Origin of the sequence: Neisseria sp. P0008.S004, assembly GCF_051962755.1 — a bacterium.
Lineage (GTDB): Bacteria > Pseudomonadota > Gammaproteobacteria > Burkholderiales > Neisseriaceae > Neisseria > Neisseria subflava_A.
The window spans coordinates 52,828-67,218 of record NZ_JBQCUZ010000002.1 but is presented as its reverse complement, the minus strand read 5'-3'; the positions used below and the strand labels follow the sequence as shown (position 1 = coordinate 67,218).

The 14,391-nt window shown below is 50.8% G+C and carries 15 protein-coding genes; 6 read left to right on the top strand and 9 right to left on the bottom strand.

Annotation, left to right across the window (positions count from 1 at the left end; translation table 11 throughout):
• Positions 1–166: 166 nt before the first annotated feature.
• The 3 genes from ACTHSW_RS02155 to ACTHSW_RS02145 are packed head-to-tail and all read right to left on the bottom strand — an operon-like array spanning position 167 to position 3,186.
• Complete coding sequence (locus ACTHSW_RS02155; RefSeq protein WP_070461466.1) at positions 167–1,426, bottom strand: RsmB/NOP family class I SAM-dependent RNA methyltransferase; 1,260 nt, start codon at positions 1,424–1,426, stop codon at positions 167–169.
• A 35-nt stretch (positions 1,427–1,461) separates the two neighbouring features.
• Positions 1,462–2,331, bottom strand: coding sequence for a DUF1853 family protein (locus ACTHSW_RS02150; RefSeq protein WP_070461467.1), 870 nt, complete (start codon positions 2,329–2,331; stop codon positions 1,462–1,464).
• 39 nt (positions 2,332–2,370) lie between these two features.
• Positions 2,371–3,186: an RNA methyltransferase gene (locus ACTHSW_RS02145; RefSeq protein WP_070461468.1), complete on the bottom strand. Its 816-nt coding sequence runs from the start codon at positions 3,184–3,186 to the stop codon at positions 2,371–2,373.
• Between the two features lie 175 nt (positions 3,187–3,361).
• On the opposite strand from ACTHSW_RS02145, the gene ACTHSW_RS02140 reads away from it, so the two are divergent.
• The 6 genes from ACTHSW_RS02140 (at position 3,362) to ACTHSW_RS02115 (ending at position 8,061) form a co-directional block, all read left to right on the top strand.
• Positions 3,362–4,147 (top strand): inositol monophosphatase family protein, encoded by a 786-nt coding sequence (locus ACTHSW_RS02140; protein ID WP_070461469.1) that lies wholly within the window; start codon positions 3,362–3,364, stop codon positions 4,145–4,147.
• Positions 4,148–4,409: 262 nt separating this feature from the next.
• Positions 4,410–5,213: a glutamate 5-kinase gene (proB, locus tag ACTHSW_RS02135; protein WP_070461470.1), complete on the top strand. Its 804-nt coding sequence runs from the start codon at positions 4,410–4,412 to the stop codon at positions 5,211–5,213.
• Positions 5,214–5,222: 9 nt separating this feature from the next.
• Positions 5,223–6,473, top strand: coding sequence for a glutamate-5-semialdehyde dehydrogenase (locus ACTHSW_RS02130; RefSeq protein WP_070461471.1), 1,251 nt, complete (start codon positions 5,223–5,225; stop codon positions 6,471–6,473).
• 88 nt (positions 6,474–6,561) lie between these two features.
• A complete protein-coding gene (gene grxD / locus ACTHSW_RS02125) occupies positions 6,562–6,873 on the top strand; it encodes a Grx4 family monothiol glutaredoxin (protein WP_003681608.1) in 312 nt (103 codons plus the stop codon).
• A 146-nt stretch (positions 6,874–7,019) separates the two neighbouring features.
• Positions 7,020–7,646 carry a uracil phosphoribosyltransferase gene (upp, locus tag ACTHSW_RS02120; RefSeq protein ID WP_004519527.1) on the top strand — a complete coding sequence of 209 codons (627 nt, stop codon included), beginning with the start codon at positions 7,020–7,022 and terminating at the stop codon, positions 7,644–7,646.
• Positions 7,647–7,743: 97 nt separating this feature from the next.
• The gene (locus ACTHSW_RS02115; protein ID WP_070461472.1) at positions 7,744–8,061 is read left to right on the top strand and encodes a DUF2322 family protein; all 318 of its coding nucleotides are present in this window, start codon (positions 7,744–7,746) and stop codon (positions 8,059–8,061) included.
• A gap of 61 nt (positions 8,062–8,122) precedes the next feature.
• Here ACTHSW_RS02115 and trxA read toward each other — a convergent pair whose 3' ends face one another.
• From trxA to ACTHSW_RS02085, 6 genes are all read right to left on the bottom strand, one after another.
• Positions 8,123–8,455, bottom strand: a complete 333-nt coding sequence (gene trxA, locus ACTHSW_RS02110) for a thioredoxin TrxA (RefSeq protein WP_003681479.1) — start codon at positions 8,453–8,455, stop codon at positions 8,123–8,125.
• A gap of 126 nt (positions 8,456–8,581) precedes the next feature.
• Positions 8,582–10,147 carry an ABC transporter ATP-binding protein gene (locus ACTHSW_RS02105; protein ID WP_070461473.1) on the bottom strand — a complete coding sequence of 522 codons (1,566 nt, stop codon included), beginning with the start codon at positions 10,145–10,147 and terminating at the stop codon, positions 8,582–8,584.
• Positions 10,148–10,228: 81 nt separating this feature from the next.
• Positions 10,229–11,782, bottom strand: coding sequence for a fatty acid--CoA ligase (locus ACTHSW_RS02100; RefSeq protein WP_070461474.1), 1,554 nt, complete (start codon positions 11,780–11,782; stop codon positions 10,229–10,231).
• Between the two features lie 321 nt (positions 11,783–12,103).
• A complete protein-coding gene (locus tag ACTHSW_RS02095; protein WP_070461475.1) occupies positions 12,104–12,889 on the bottom strand; it encodes a TatD family hydrolase in 786 nt (261 codons plus the stop codon).
• Positions 12,890–12,897: 8 nt separating this feature from the next.
• A complete protein-coding gene (locus tag ACTHSW_RS02090) occupies positions 12,898–13,251 on the bottom strand; it encodes a PilZ domain-containing protein (protein ID WP_003682949.1) in 354 nt (117 codons plus the stop codon).
• A 10-nt stretch (positions 13,252–13,261) separates the two neighbouring features.
• Positions 13,262–14,242, bottom strand: a complete 981-nt coding sequence (locus tag ACTHSW_RS02085) for a DNA polymerase III subunit delta' (RefSeq protein ID WP_070461476.1) — start codon at positions 14,240–14,242, stop codon at positions 13,262–13,264.
• Between the last annotated feature and the right edge of the window lie 149 nt (positions 14,243–14,391).

Sequence of the window (14,391 nt, the reverse complement as noted above, 5' to 3'; positions counted from 1 at the left end):
AAGCATAGAGCATTTTTTCCAGCTTTTCACAATATTCTGATAAAAGGTCGAGATACATGCCTTAAAGTATATTATTGCAGAGCGCGACTATCGTTTCTAATGATTTTAATGTAAAAAATCTATCAAAAAGGCCGTCTGAAAGGATTTCAGACGGCCTTTTTCAACCTTAATCCTTACGTTGCAATACAGCGGCAAAGAAGCCGTCGGTTTGGTGTTCTCCGGAGTTGAGGCGCAGGTATTTTCCGGTATCCAAATCGACCTTCAGGCTTTGCAGCAGTTCGGCGCAGTTGACGAGTTCAAATTCGGGATGTTCGGACAGGAAACGTTCGACTTGCAGCTCGTTTTCTTCCGGCAACACGCTGCAGGTGGCGTACACCAAGCGGCCTTGCGGTTTGACCAATTTGGAGGCGGCATCGAGGATGCTGTGTTGCTGTTCCAAAAGGTTGGCCACGGTCTCGGCGGATTGGCGGTATTTGAGGTCGGGATTACGGCGTAAAGTACCCAAGCCGGAGCAGGGCGCGTCCACCAACACACGGTCGGCTTTGCCTGCCAGTCGGGCGATACGGGTATCGTGTTCGCTGCTGATGCGTTCGGGGTGGATATTGGTCAGTCCGGCACGGGTCATGCGCGGTTTGAGGTTGGCAAGGCGTTTTTCGGCGATGTCGAATGCGTAGATTCTGCCTTTGTTGGCCATTTGCGCGCCGACAGCCAAAGTTTTACCGCCGGCACCGGCACAGAAATCGACAATGATTTCGCCGCGTTTTGCGCCCACCAATAAGGCAAGCAGCTGGCTGCCTTCGTCTTGGACTTCCAGTGTACCGTCTAAAAATAGCTCGTGTTTGTTAAGCGCGATTTTGTTTTTCAGGCGGATGCCCCAAGGCGAATAAGGCGTGGCTTCTGCATCGGCACTTTCGGCTTGCAACAATGGCAGCACTTTATCGCGTTTGCCTTTCAAGGTATTGACGCGGATGTCGAGCGGGGCAGGTTGGTTGATGCTGCGGCCGAAGGCGAGAATTTCTTCTTCGCTCCAATGCTGTTGCAGCTGTTCCACCAGCCATTGCGGCAATTCTGCGGCGGTATTCAGGCCGTCTGAGAACTCGGTTTTGCGGGCTTTCAAATTGCCGAGGAACTCTGTTTCTTCTTCATCAAGCAGGTCTTTGATTTGGCTGATGTTGGTACTTCTGCCGAGAACCAGCGCGGCGAGTGCGGCTTTGCGCGGCTGCGCGTGCGGACGGCGCAGGGCGGTACTGATTTTTTGATAGTGGCGCAGTGCGGCAAAGGCGGTTTCGGCGATTTCGTGGCGGTCTTGGCGGCCGAGCTTTTTGTGTTCGCGGAAGTAGGCGGAGAGGACGGCATCGGCAGGCTGTTTGAAAGTCAGCATTTCAGCCAAAACTTTGGCGGTATGGTCGAGTTGTGCGGCGTTCATAATGTAATGGGTTCTCTTAAAGTGGGTAAATGGTTTCAGACGGCCTTCATAATGCGTTCGATTTCGTGCCAAAAGCCGTCCGGCCGTAATTCCAAAACGGCAATCAAGCCTTGGTCGATACGGCGGATTTCGGTTGCGTTTAATGTTTCGGTTTCGGCGACACGCGCAGGTGCAAGATAGGCCATGCGGTCGAGCAAGTGATAACGCGCTTCTTGGCGTTCAAACCCGTATTCCGCCCAATCTTGAATATAGATGCCGCGCCAGCCGTATGGATTAAGTGGCGGCTCAAAAGCATGGAAACCGTGTGGAAAAAAGCCGATGCCGCGCACGATGGAAGCAGGAAGCAGATTTTCCGGCAGGCCTTGTGCGGTTAAGGTTGCTTTGCCTTGCGGCGTATGCAGCAGCTGGGATTGCTGCACCAGTTTGGTGGCTTTGTCCGTCAGCATGTCTTTAGGATTGAGGCCGCGCAGGTTTTGCGCTTGGTCTCCGCCGTAGTATTTACACGCCAGCTCGATATGGTAGGGCTGTTGGTTGAGGGAAACGACGAAATCCGCAGCGCCTAAGGTTTGGCCGTCTGAAAAAACGGGCAGATTGTATGCGTGCAGTTTGGCGTGCGGCGCGTTGGCAAACCAAAAAGTCAACAGCTCTTCAGCATAAATGCCGAGACGATGACCAAACGGGGCGCGTTGGGCGAGGTAATCCATCAGCGGTGCGGGATCGGCGTCCAATGCCAAAAGGTAGCGGAAACCGTGTTCCCCCAATAGTTCGCGTACGCTCAATTCGCAACCGTTTTGCCACAAAGGGGGCGCAGTCAGCAGCGAGGCGAGGTCGCGGACGGGTTGGCTGGTGAGCTTCCACCATAATGCGTCTAGGGCGTAATTCATGCTTATCCGAATATCAGTCATGCCGTCTGAAAGGCTGGAAATGTTTTCAGACGGCCTTAATCAGTCTTTTTTATGGATACGGTGGCTGACGGTATTGAAAAAACCGCGCAGGATATCGATGTCTTCGGTTTGCGTGTTGGCGCGTCCGAACAGGCTCTGCATACGGCGCATCAGGCGCTCGCCGTTGCGGCGGTTGAAAAAGCCGATGTCGTTCATCACGCTTTCCATGTGGGCGACCATGCCTTTGATTTGCTCGTGGGTCGCGGAGTGGTCTTCCTGTTGAAGATGGGTCATGGGCGAATCGGTTTGGCTGAAGATTTCGTAGCACACGACCTGCACGGCTTGGGCGAGGTTGAGCGAGAAATAGTCGGGATTGCCGTTGATGGTCATCAGTCGGTTGCAGGCTTGGACTTCTTCGATGCTCAAGCCGAAAGTCTCGTTGCCGAAGACCAGCGCCACTTTCTCGCCGCGGTTGGCGGCCTGCAGTAATTCGGGCACCAAATTGCGCGGCGTTTGCAGCGGCGCGGTGATTTCGCGGCGGCGGCTGGTCAGGGCGCAGGCGATGGTGGTGTCGGCAAGGGCTTCGTCCAAAGAAGCGGCAATGGTGGCATTTTCCAAAACGTCTGCCGCGCCGGAAGCGAGGATGAAGCTTTCTTCCGGTAATTTAAACAATTGCGGATGCTCCGGGTCGAACACGGGCGGATTTTCCGTCATCGGCGTTGCCATCAGATTGGGGGCGACGATGGTCAGTTTGTGCAGGCCCATTGTTTTCATGGCGCGCGCGGCGGAGCCGATATTGGCGGGATGGCTGGTGCGTGTGAGGATGATGCGGATGTTGTCCAGATAAGCGGGCAGGGCAGGTTTTTCGGAAGTCATGTTTTATTTTCTGTTTGTACGGGAATCAGGTATAATGCGCCATCTTTTTGTTTTCAGACGGCCTTTTTCCATGCCGTCTGAAATGTTCTTTAACAGCATCGGAAACGATTAACAGCCTCTTGTGTGCCTTGTTCGGCGCATTAGGGCGTATTTTACCTGAATTAGGAAGAAAACCATGAATCCGTTTTTAAATACCGCTTTCAAAGCCGCCCGTAAAGCAGGGCAAATGATGATTCGCGCCGCCGGCAATCTGGATGCCGTCAAAGTAGACAGCAAAGCATTCAACGACTTCGTTTCCGATGTTGACCGCAGCTCCGAGATGATTTTGGTGGAAGCGCTCAAAGAAGCCTATCCGCATCATAAAATCACTTGCGAAGAAGGCGGCTCCCACGGTAAAGCCACCGCCGAGTACGAATGGATTATCGACCCGCTCGACGGCACGACCAACTTCCTCCACGGCCATCCTCAATACGCCATCTCTATGGCACTCTTGCACAAAGGCGTGTTGCAAGAAGCTTTGGTGTACGCACCTGAGCGCAACGACGTATATATGGCTTCCCGCGGCAAAGGCGCGTTGCTTAACGACCGCCGCATCCGCGTTTCCAACCGCATCGAATTGAACCGCTGCCTGATCGGTACCGGCTTCCCTGTTGTCGATCAAAGCATGATGGACAAGTATCTGGCGATTTTGAAAGACTTCTTGGCAAAAACCGCCGGCGGCCGTCGTGAAGGCGCAGCTTCTTTGGATTTGTGTGCCGTTGCGGCCGGCCGTTTGGACGGTTTCTTCGAGTTCAACCTCAAACCTTGGGATATTGCCGCCGGTGCATTGATTGTCCAAGAAGCAGGCGGCATCGTTACCGATATGTCCGGTAATGAAGGCTGGTTGGAAAGCGGCGATATCGTTGCGGCCAATCCTAAAGTATTGGCGCAAATGCTGAAAATTATTTCTGAGCACCAATAAGCGTTTGTAGGGAACGGTCTGTATTTATCTTTGCAGGCTAGAGTTTCAATAATCGGTAAAAGGCCGTCTGAAACCTGAAATAGGGTTTCAGACGGCCTTTTGTTTTGTTGTTAACGGATTCGGATAAGAGCTGAAAATACGCTTTTAAAGGAAGCATTTTTAATTTTGTCTGTATTTTCTATTGCTTCGCAGTTATGATGTGGATTAGCTTGGCTGAAATAATGCCGCGTGCAATCATAAAAATAGAAAGCAGAGGAGAATAATGAAACGAGATTTTGAAGCAGTAAAACGCATTGTCATTAAGATTGGAACCAGCTCTTTGGTGTTGCCAAACGGTAAAATCAATTTGGCAAAAATCGACCAACTGGCCTTTGTCATTTCCAGCTTGGTCAGTAAGGACAAAGAAATTGTGCTGGTGTCTTCCGGCGCGATGGGCTTTGGGCTGAATGTCCTCAATATGGAAAAACGTCCGGCGGAAATGGCGCAGCAGCAGGCTGTTTCCAGCGTCGGCCAAGTGGCCATGATGAGCCTTTACTCGCAGATTTTTTCCCATTATCGGATGACGGTATCGCAAATCCTGCTGACGCGTGATGTGGTCGAATATCCAGAAAGTTTGGCAAACGTTACCAATGCTTTTGAATCCCTGCTTTCCATCGGCGTCATCCCTATTGTCAATGAGAACGACGCGGTCAGCGTGGACGAGATGGACCATGCTACCAAGTTTGGTGATAACGACCGCCTGTCGGCAGTTGTGGCGAAAATCGTTAAAGCCGATTTGCTGATTATGTTGTCCGATATCGACGGTTTGTTTGATAAAAATCCGGCTGTTCACGCCGATGCCAAGCTGCGCAGCCATGTGGCCGATATTACTGAGGAAATCATTGCTTCTGCCGGCGGATCGGGCAGTAAGTTTGGTACGGGCGGCATGCTCAGTAAGATTAAGAGCGCGCAGATGATGTTTGAACATCACGGCCAGATGGTGTTGATGAACAGCGCCAATCCGCGCGATATTCTTCAGGTTTTAGATGGCGCGCCTATCGGAACTTGGTTTGCACAAGAGAAATAGGGAGGTTTGATGAGCTATATCGAACAGTTGGGCAAGAATGCCCAAAAAGCCAGTAAAACGTTAATCAGCTTGGGAAGCGTGGAAAAAAACAATTTGGTGCGTCAGGTCGCAAAGGATTTGGTTGAACAGGCTGAGGTGATTTTGGCGGAAAATGCCCGCGATTTGTCCGCTGCAAAAGAAAACGGCATTTCGGACATTATGCTCGACAGGCTGCGCTTGAATCATGAACGCATCAAAGGCATTGCAGAAGGCGTTGGGCAGGTTGCCGATTTACAAGACCCGATTGGGCAGGTTGTCCGCGGCTATACCAATTTGGACGGTTTGAAGATTGTTCAAAAACGCGTGCCTTTGGGCGTGGTCGCCATGATTTTTGAAAGCCGCCCGAATGTTTCGGTCGATGCGTTTTCTCTGGCCTTTAAAACCGGCAATGCCATTATTTTGCGTGGAGGTCGCGACGCGATCCATTCAAATACCGCATTGATTGCCGTCATCAGGCAGACTTTGGTAAAAGCGGGAATGGATGCCGATGTGGTGCAGCTGGTTGAAGATACCAGTCATGCCGCTGCCGAGGAATTGATGCAGGCAGTCGATTATATTGATGTGCTGATTCCGCGCGGCGGTGCGCGCTTGATTCAGACGGTGAAAGAGAAATCGAAAGTTCCCGTCATTGAAACCGGAGTCGGTAATTGCCATATTTATGTGGACGACAGTGCCGATTTGGAGATGGCAGTCGATATCGTCGTGAACGCCAAAACGCAGCGTCCGAGCGTGTGCAATGCAGCTGAATCTTTGGTTGTCCACGAAAAGATAGCGGAGGCGTTTTTGCCCAAACTGGAAGAAGCAGTTGCCAAAGTGCATCCGGTCGAATTTAGAGCCGATCAGGAAGCACTGCGTATGTTTAAAAATGCTGTTTTGGCAACCGAGGAAGATTACAGTACCGAGTTTCTTGACTATATTATGTCGGTCAAAACGGTAAAATCAGTGGAAGAAGCCGTCGATTGGATTAATGGCCATACGACGCATCACTCGGAAGCGATTGTGACCCAAAGCATTGCCCATGCCGAGTTTTTCCAAGAAAGCATTGATGCGGCGGCGGTTTATGTCAATGCGTCTACTCGGTTTACCGACGGCTTTGTTTTCGGATTGGGCGCGGAAATCGGTATTTCCACCCAAAAAATGCACGCCCGTGGCCCGATGGGTTTGGAAGCGCTGACTTCGACCAAATTCTATATCAATGGCAACGGTCAGATCCGACGTTGAGAAACGCCCCTCAACTTCATCAATTTGCGTATAATGGCGGGAAATTTGATTTTCCCCGAACAACCGATTTAGTAAAAAGGAACACACCATGTCCTCTATCCACGATCAAATCAAAGAAGTCGTTACCACGCACCGCGTCGTATTGTTCATGAAAGGCACGAAGCAATTCCCTCAATGCGGCTTCTCTTCCCGCGCCGTACAAATCCTGAATGCGGCAGGTTGCACCGACTATGTGACTGTCAACGTATTGGAAAACGATGCCGTACGCCAAGGCATTAAAGAATACAGCGACTGGCCGACTATTCCTCAACTGTACGTCAACGGCGAATTTGTCGGCGGTTCTGACATTTTGATGGAAATGTACGAAGCCGGCGAACTGCAAGAATTGCTGAAAGCTTAATCATCTACAATATTCCGTAATGTAAAATTGTTGACAAAGGCCGTCTGAAACCCTGATTCAGACGGCCTTTCGCATGAATACGCACTTTGCGCGCCATGCGAAAAAAAGTATAATCCCCCTCCATCAACGCAATTCGGAAAATCAACATGAACGTTACCGTTATCAACCACCCTTTAGTCCGCCACAAACTCACGCTGATGCGTGAAGCGGATTGCAGCACTTACAAATTCCGCACGCTTACTACCGAGTTGGCACGTCTGATGGCATATGAGGCCAGCCGTGATTTTGAAATTGAAAAATACATTATTGACGGCTGGTGCGGCTCTATTGAAGGCGACCGCATCAAAGGCAAAACGCTGACCGTCGTCCCGATTTTGCGTGCCGGTTTGGGTATGCTCGACGGCGTACTCGACCTGATTCCAACTGCCAAAATCAGCGTTGTCGGCTTGCAGCGCGATGAAGAAACTTTGAAACCAGTTTCTTATTTTGAAAAATTTGTTGACAGCATGGACGAACGTCCAGCTCTGATTATCGACCCAATGTTGGCGACCGGCGGCTCTATGGTTGCCACCATCGACCTTTTGAAAGCCAAAGGTTGCCGTAACATCAAAGCATTGGTATTGGTTGCCGCTCCGGAAGGCGTGAAAGCCGTCAATGACGCGCATCCTGATGTAACCATCTACACTGCCGCGCTCGACAGCCACTTGAACGAACACGGCTACATCATCCCAGGCTTGGGCGATGCCGGCGATAAGATTTTCGGTACACGTTAATTGAAATGTTTAAGGCCGTCTGAAAAGTGTCAAACATCAACTTTCAGACGGCCTTGTTATATGGTTTGCTTTAAAACCCACATCAGAAAGGACAATCATGAGCTTCCAAGATAATCTGGCCACCATGCCTGCCATCGACCATTTGAGCGGCTTGGATATTCTCGATAAAGAGGACAATGTGGTTCATCACATTCCCAATGCGCCCGGCAAACAAGGCTCGCTCAAGCTTTACTATGCTTTGGCACAAGAGTTTGACAGCAAGCTGGACGCAGCGGCAGCAGAACGCGGCCTGGCATGGTTTGCCGAACATGTTGCCGATGCCGAAGCCAATCCGGGTAAACATCCAAATATTGATTTGCTGTTTAAAGTGAAAGCTGACAATATCAGCCTGACTTTGAAACCATTGGCTGCTTAATGAATACAAAAAAGGCCGTCTGAAAACAATTTTCAGACGGCCTTTTTATATGCTTAAAGCCTTAAGCGATAGAAGCTTCAACGAATGCAGTCAGTTGACCTTTAGCCAATGCGCCGACTTTAGTGGCAACGTTTTCGCCGTTTTTGAACACCATCAGGGTAGGGATGCCGCGAACGCCAAATTTGGCAGGAGTGGCTTCATTGTCGTCGATGTTGATTTTAACGACTTTCAGACGGCCTTGGAATTCGGAGGCGATGTCGTCCAAGATTGGGGCAATCATTTTGCAAGGGCCGCACCATGGTGCCCAGAAGTCCAGCAATACAGGTACGTCGGATTTCAAAACGTCTTGTTCGAAGCTGGCATCGCTGGCGTGGATAATCAATTCGCTGCTCATGTTTGTTTCCTTTTAAATCGGGATTAATGAATACGTTGTTCAGAATAGTGGCAGACAGGGAAAATTTCAAGTGCCGCCGTCCGGTAATAGTTTTTTTGAAATGCGTCTATCGTAATCCTTAAAGATTCAGACGGCCTCTTGAACCATGTGGCCGGAGTGGGCAATCAAATGGCGCGTGTAGTCGCTGCTTGGATTGGCAAACACGTTTTCGCATTCGCCTTCCTCAACGACTTTGCCGTCTTTCAACACCATCACGCGGTGGGAAATGGCGCGGATGACGGCGAGGTCGTGGCTGATGATGATGAAGGCGAGGCCGTATTCTTTTTGCAGGCTGCTGAGCAATTCAAGGATTTGTTGTTGCCATTGGACATCAAGCGCGCTGGTTGGTTCATCCAATACGAGGATTTTTGGGCGGACAATGATGGCGCGGGCGATGGCGAGGCGTTGGCGCTGGCCGCCGGAGAATGCGTGCGGATAGCGTTCGAGTGCGTCTTCGGGCAGGCCGACTTGTTTGAGGACTTCCTCGACGCGGCGGCGCATTTCTTCGTGCGGCATTTCAGGTTCGTGTACGCGTAAGGCCTCGGAAACGGTATCGAAGACGTTCATGCGCGGATTGAATGCGCCGAACGGGTCTTGGAACACCATTTGGATTTCGCGTCTCAATTCGCGTTTCCATGGCTCGCCGTTGACAATCAGGCTGCCTTCGGAATCGATAAGGTGCATAACGGCTTTCGCCAGCGTGGTTTTGCCGCAACCGCTTTCGCCAATGATGCCCAATGTCTCCCCCGATTTGAGATCGAAAGAAATGGGGTTGAGGATGGTTTTGTCGCGTTTTTTAAACCAGCCGTCTGATTCTTTGATGGAAAAGGCGATTTGTTCGGCCTTAAGGACGGTGGCCGGGTTTGCAGGTAAAGGAGCCACTTTGCGCATTGTGCCGGCGTTGAGCAGCATTTTGGTGTATTCGTGCTGCGGATTGGCGAAGACTTCGGCTGCTTTGCCGGTTTCAAGAATACGGCCGTTACGCATAACGGCGACATCATCGGCAAAACGGCGTACAAGGTTCAAGTCGTGCGTAATGTAGAGCATGGTCATGCCGTGGTCTTCTTGCAGGCGTGAGAGCAGGTCGAGGATTTGGGCTTGGACGGCAACGTCCAAAGCGGTGGTCGGTTCGTCGGCAATCAGGAGCTTGGGCTGGGCTGATACGGCCATGGCAATCATGGCGCGTTGGCGTTGGCCGCCGGAAAGTTGGAAAGGGTATGCCTGGGCTTTTTGCTCGGGCTGGTGGATGCCGGTTTCGTCCAAGAGTTCGATAGCGCGCGTCCATGCCTGTTTTTTATCCAAACCCAAATGCAGGGACAGGACTTCGGCGATTTGTTCGCCGACGCGCATGACGGGGTTGAGGGCGGTCATGGGTTCTTGAAACACCATGCCGATTTCGCGGCCGCGCAGTTTTTGCAGGGCGCGTTCGGGCTGGGTCAGCAGATTGGTTCCGCAATATTTCAGACTGCCTTCAAAGGTAACCATTGGATTAAGGCGCATAATGCCTTGCGACAATACGGTTTTGCCGCTGCCGCTCTCGCCGACCAATGCCAGTTTGCGGCCAGGTTGCAGGGTAAGGTTGATATCGTACAAAACTTGTTTGCTCGGAAAGGAGCCGTTTAGGTTTTCGATTTCGAGTATAGGTGTAGTCATGGTCGTGGCCGTCTGAAAAGTTTGTTGATGACAGGTTTTCAGACGGCCTGCATGAATCAAGGGGCCGTCTGAAACAGAGGTTTAGTCTTGAAACTGTTCTTTGAGTTTGCGTTTTAACACTTTGCCGGTGGCATTGCGCGGCAGCTCGTCTTGGAAGATGACTTGTTTTGGGATTTTAAAGTTTGCCAACAGGCCGCGCAGGTGGCTGCGGACTTCGGCTTCTTCCAGCTTCATGCCTTCTTTGAGTTGGATAAAGGCAATGATTTCTTCATCGGCGTATTGGTCCCTCACGCCGATTACAGCAGTGGCTTCCACAGCTTCGAGTTTGTAAATGGCTTCTTCGATTTCGCGTGGATAGACGTTTTGGCCTTTGGAGATAATCAGGTCTTTTTTGCGGTCAACGATGAAGATGAAGCCGTCTTCATCAATAGTGACGAAGTCGCCGGTTTTCAGCCAACCGTTGACAATGGTTTCATCTGTGGCGTCAGGCATATTGAGGTAGCCTTGCATCACCGAGTCGCCTTTGATGATGAGTTCGCCCACTTCGCCGCGCGGCACTTCGATCAATTCGTCATCGACGGCTTTCACGGTGAGGCCGGGCAGGGCAACGCCGACGCTGGCGGTTTTTTGGCGGTCGGGCGTATTGACGGCCACAACGGGCGAGCATTCGCTCAAGCCGTAGCCTTCCAGCAATTTGGCGCGCGGGAATTTGGCTTTAAAGTCGTCGATGGTTTGTCCGGCCAGAGGCGCACCGCCGCTAATAAACAGACGGACGCGGTTGAACCATCTGAAATACCAAGGGATTTTAGTTTTACTCATGGCGGTGTAAATGGCCGGTACGCCGAGGAAAATGGTAGCGCGTTTGAGTAAAACCTGTTTCAACACGTTGGAGAACGGGAAGACGGATTTGACCAAAATAATCGAGCAGGCTTGATATATCGGCAGCAAAACCATGGCGGTCAGCGTAAAGCTGTGGAACATAGGCAAGAAGACGACGAAGCGGTCTTTTTGCGAAATTTGGAAAATTTGTTCGATGCCTGAAAGGTTGGAAAACAGGTTGCTGTAACTGATTAATGCGCCTTTGGGGTGGCCGGTTGTGCCGGAGGTGTAGATAATGTGCGCCAAATCGTTGGCAGACGGCTGACGGCTCAGATTCGGTTTGCCGGGGAATGTTCGCGCGGCATCGAAATAGCTGTCATCACTACTGGCGGCTTTGGTTTCGCCAATCCAGATGATTTTATTGACTTTGGTTTTGGCTTTGATGTTTTTGAGTTCTTTGGCCAACGGCGCTGAGGCGAACATGAAGCGTGCGCCGCAATCATTGAGAATGTAGGAAAATTCTTCGCTTTTCAAAAAGACGTTCAGTGGGACGGCTACCGCGCCGATGGAAGTAATGGCGAAATAGGCGGCAATAAATTCGGGTGAGTTGGAAACGACAAGGGCAACCCTGTCGCCATATTGTACGCCTTGGTGTTGTAGATAGGCGGCGACGGTTTCTACTTCGTGTTTGAGGGAGGAATAGCTGATTTTTTCTTTGTCGTTGAAAATGACTGTGCCTTTACCGTTTTTTTGGCAGGCTGCAGTCAGCATAGCGTAAAAATTAGGGTGGGTGTGCATTTCGGAGTTTGTGTCCATATTGTGTCGATTGATGTACGGTTTCGATGAACCGTTTATTTCGAAGGATAGGTTTTACATCCTATCGGTAAAATAAGCAAGAGGCCGTCTGAAAATACTTTCAGACGGCCTTGAGCTTTGCTGGGCTTAGGAAAGCAATATTTTGAATTTAAACTTATTTATTGTGTTGATGGGAATATTCCCATTCTTCAAAAGTTTGCCGTTCTGAAGATAGCGCAAGCCGATTGCGTTTCTGTCTCAAGCCATTTCGAGTTTACCGTTGAGTTTGAGGCAGAATCCTGATGACGGGTTGGCAGAGCCAATGTTTAGAGATTTTGAGACCTAGCCATTGTTCAGACGGCCATCGGGTACTTTCTTAAACAGGCGATAGAAATTGTCGCTGGTGTTTTGTGCCAATGTTTCCAAGCTCTCGCCGCGCAGATTGGCTAAGAACTCGGCCGTATAGCGAACGTAGGAAGGCTCGTTTTGTTTGCCGCGTTTGGGAACTGGTGCGAGGAAGGGCGCATCGGTTTCTACCAAGATTCTATCGGCAGGGACGTATTTGGCGGCTTCCTGTATCAGCGGTGCGTTTTTAAACGTCACAATGCCGGAGAAGGAAATGTATAACCCCAAATCCAAAGCGGCTTTGGCAAAGGCGACGTCTTCAGAGAAGCAGTGAATCACGCCGGAGTTGGTATGGCATTCTTTCAAGATCCGCAATGTGTCTTCGGCCGCATCGCGCGTGTGGACGATAACGGGCAGGCCGCTTTCGTTGGCGGCTTGGATATGGTCGGTAAAGCGTTGATGTTGCCATGACAAATCGCCTTTGCACCAGTAATAGTCCAAACCGGTTTCGCCGATACCGACGATTTTGGGATGTTTGGCCGCTTCTACCATTTCGGCAATGGTAAATTCTTCTGCTTCTTGGCTGTCGGGATGTATGCCGATGGTGCAGTAGATGTGGTCGTTTGCCTGAGCAATGTCGAAGACTTCGGCAAAACTTTGTTTGCTGACGCTGATGGCAAGCGCCTGTTTGACGCTTTGCGCTTCCATGTTGGCAAAGACTTCGGGCAGGCGGTCTTTTAAGCCGTCAAAGTTGAGATGGCAATGTGAATCGATTAAATACATGGTATTTATTACAGGGTAAAAGTAGTGCGGTCGCTGCGCAGACGCGGGCCAAGCTCGGCTTCGATCAGGTTTTTTGCCTGCAGGCAGCTTTCGTGTTCGGAGAATGCAAGTCCTACGCCTTTGGGACGGTGGGCTGAAGTGCGCGCCGGATTGATCCAAACGACTTTGGTGGGCAGGAAGCGTTTGGGATAGTCGGCGATTTCGACGGCCAAGAGGATGTCTTCGCCTAGTGAGAATACGTCATCGGTCGGTACGAACAGGCCGCCGTGTTCTAAAAACGGCATATAGCAGTTGTACAACAAATTGGGGTCTTTGAGTTGCAAAGCCAACATCTTCGCCGGAATGTCTTTTTTATTCATCATTGATTACCTGTTAGGGTTTGTTTTGCCAAAAATCCAAATATTCGATAAGCAGATACTCAAGCTGCATTTTAACACTCAAGGTATGATATCCGTAAGGGTTGAGCGCGTTCAGACGGCCCAATAGGGCAAACAGCTTGCGTGAATCGGTTTTAGAGGCTGTCTGAAGCAGGGCTTGGGCATGGTGCGGATAATAAAGCGGCGCCATGTTTTGTTGTGCCAAGCCGACATCCATCAGCCACTTTTGCAGCCAGTCGATGAAAACGGCCAGCGGTTGTTTTTGTTTGTCGAACGCGGCGGCGTAGTCGAGTATGGCCAACAGGCGCGGGGCAGCCAGCAGCGTCAGCAACTCTTCGCGTAATGCGTCCAATTCTGGAGTCGGCGTGAATAAAGGTGCGCCGCTGTGGAATGCCAACATGGCTTCGGCATTTTCCACGCCCTGTTGGCGCAGGTATGCCGCAGCCTGCTCATGGGTAGGCGAGGGCAGCACCATCTGGCGGCAACGGCTTTTGATGGTGGGCAGGAGTTTGTCGCGTGCATGGGTAACGAGCAGGAAAACGACGTGTTGCGGCGGCTCTTCCAGAGCTTTCAACAAACCGTTTGCCGCCTGTGTGTTCATGCTTTCCGCCGGATGCACCAATACCACGCGCAGGCCGCCACGGACAGCAGTCAGGTAAATGTTTTCCACAATATCGCGCACGGCATCGATTTTGATTTGCAGGAGTTTGCGTCCTGTTGCCTCGTCTTCGGGAATTTCCGGCGTGAGTTCATAAAAGTCGGGATGGGTATTTTGGCTGAATAAATGACACGAAGCACACTCGCCGCAGGGTTCATGACCGGACTTGGGCGATTCGCACAGCAATGCCTGCGCGACAAAGCGGGCAAACTCGGTTTTGCCGGTATTTTCTTTGCCGGTAAACAGCCAGGCGTTGGGACGGTTTTGCCAATGGGCGGCGAGCTGTTGCCATTGGGTTTCATGCCATGGATAAATCATATCGTTTGGGAACTATAAGGTAGGTGGTTATTATACTCTCAGGCCGTCTGAAAAAGGTTTCAGACGGCCTTTAATAAACTGCCTAAAAATTAATCAAGTATCGTCTTTCTTTGAAATATCAATTATTAAGCTTACTTATTCACAGCCTT

What these genes read in the sequence shown, in the direction of transcription:
- ACTHSW_RS02155 (WP_070461466.1), bottom strand. Translation starts at nt 1,426, where the DNA reads ATGAACGCCGCACAACTCGACCATACCGCCAAAGTTTTGGCTGAAATG.
- ACTHSW_RS02150 (WP_070461467.1), bottom strand. Translation starts at nt 2,331, where the DNA reads ATGACTGATATTCGGATAAGCATGAATTACGCCCTAGACGCATTATGG.
- ACTHSW_RS02145 (WP_070461468.1), bottom strand. Translation starts at nt 3,186, where the DNA reads ATGACTTCCGAAAAACCTGCCCTGCCCGCTTATCTGGACAACATCCGC.
- ACTHSW_RS02140 (WP_070461469.1), top strand. Translation starts at nt 3,362, where the DNA reads ATGAATCCGTTTTTAAATACCGCTTTCAAAGCCGCCCGTAAAGCAGGG.
- proB (WP_070461470.1), top strand. Translation starts at nt 4,410, where the DNA reads ATGAAACGAGATTTTGAAGCAGTAAAACGCATTGTCATTAAGATTGGA.
- ACTHSW_RS02130 (WP_070461471.1), top strand. Translation starts at nt 5,223, where the DNA reads ATGAGCTATATCGAACAGTTGGGCAAGAATGCCCAAAAAGCCAGTAAA.
- grxD (WP_003681608.1), top strand. Translation starts at nt 6,562, where the DNA reads ATGTCCTCTATCCACGATCAAATCAAAGAAGTCGTTACCACGCACCGC.
- upp (WP_004519527.1), top strand. Translation starts at nt 7,020, where the DNA reads ATGAACGTTACCGTTATCAACCACCCTTTAGTCCGCCACAAACTCACG.
- ACTHSW_RS02115 (WP_070461472.1), top strand. Translation starts at nt 7,744, where the DNA reads ATGAGCTTCCAAGATAATCTGGCCACCATGCCTGCCATCGACCATTTG.
- trxA (WP_003681479.1), bottom strand. Translation starts at nt 8,455, where the DNA reads ATGAGCAGCGAATTGATTATCCACGCCAGCGATGCCAGCTTCGAACAA.
- ACTHSW_RS02105 (WP_070461473.1), bottom strand. Translation starts at nt 10,147, where the DNA reads ATGACTACACCTATACTCGAAATCGAAAACCTAAACGGCTCCTTTCCG.
- ACTHSW_RS02100 (WP_070461474.1), bottom strand. Translation starts at nt 11,782, where the DNA reads ATGGACACAAACTCCGAAATGCACACCCACCCTAATTTTTACGCTATG.
- ACTHSW_RS02095 (WP_070461475.1), bottom strand. Translation starts at nt 12,889, where the DNA reads ATGTATTTAATCGATTCACATTGCCATCTCAACTTTGACGGCTTAAAA.
- ACTHSW_RS02090 (WP_003682949.1), bottom strand. Translation starts at nt 13,251, where the DNA reads ATGATGAATAAAAAAGACATTCCGGCGAAGATGTTGGCTTTGCAACTC.
- ACTHSW_RS02085 (WP_070461476.1), bottom strand. Translation starts at nt 14,242, where the DNA reads ATGATTTATCCATGGCATGAAACCCAATGGCAACAGCTCGCCGCCCAT.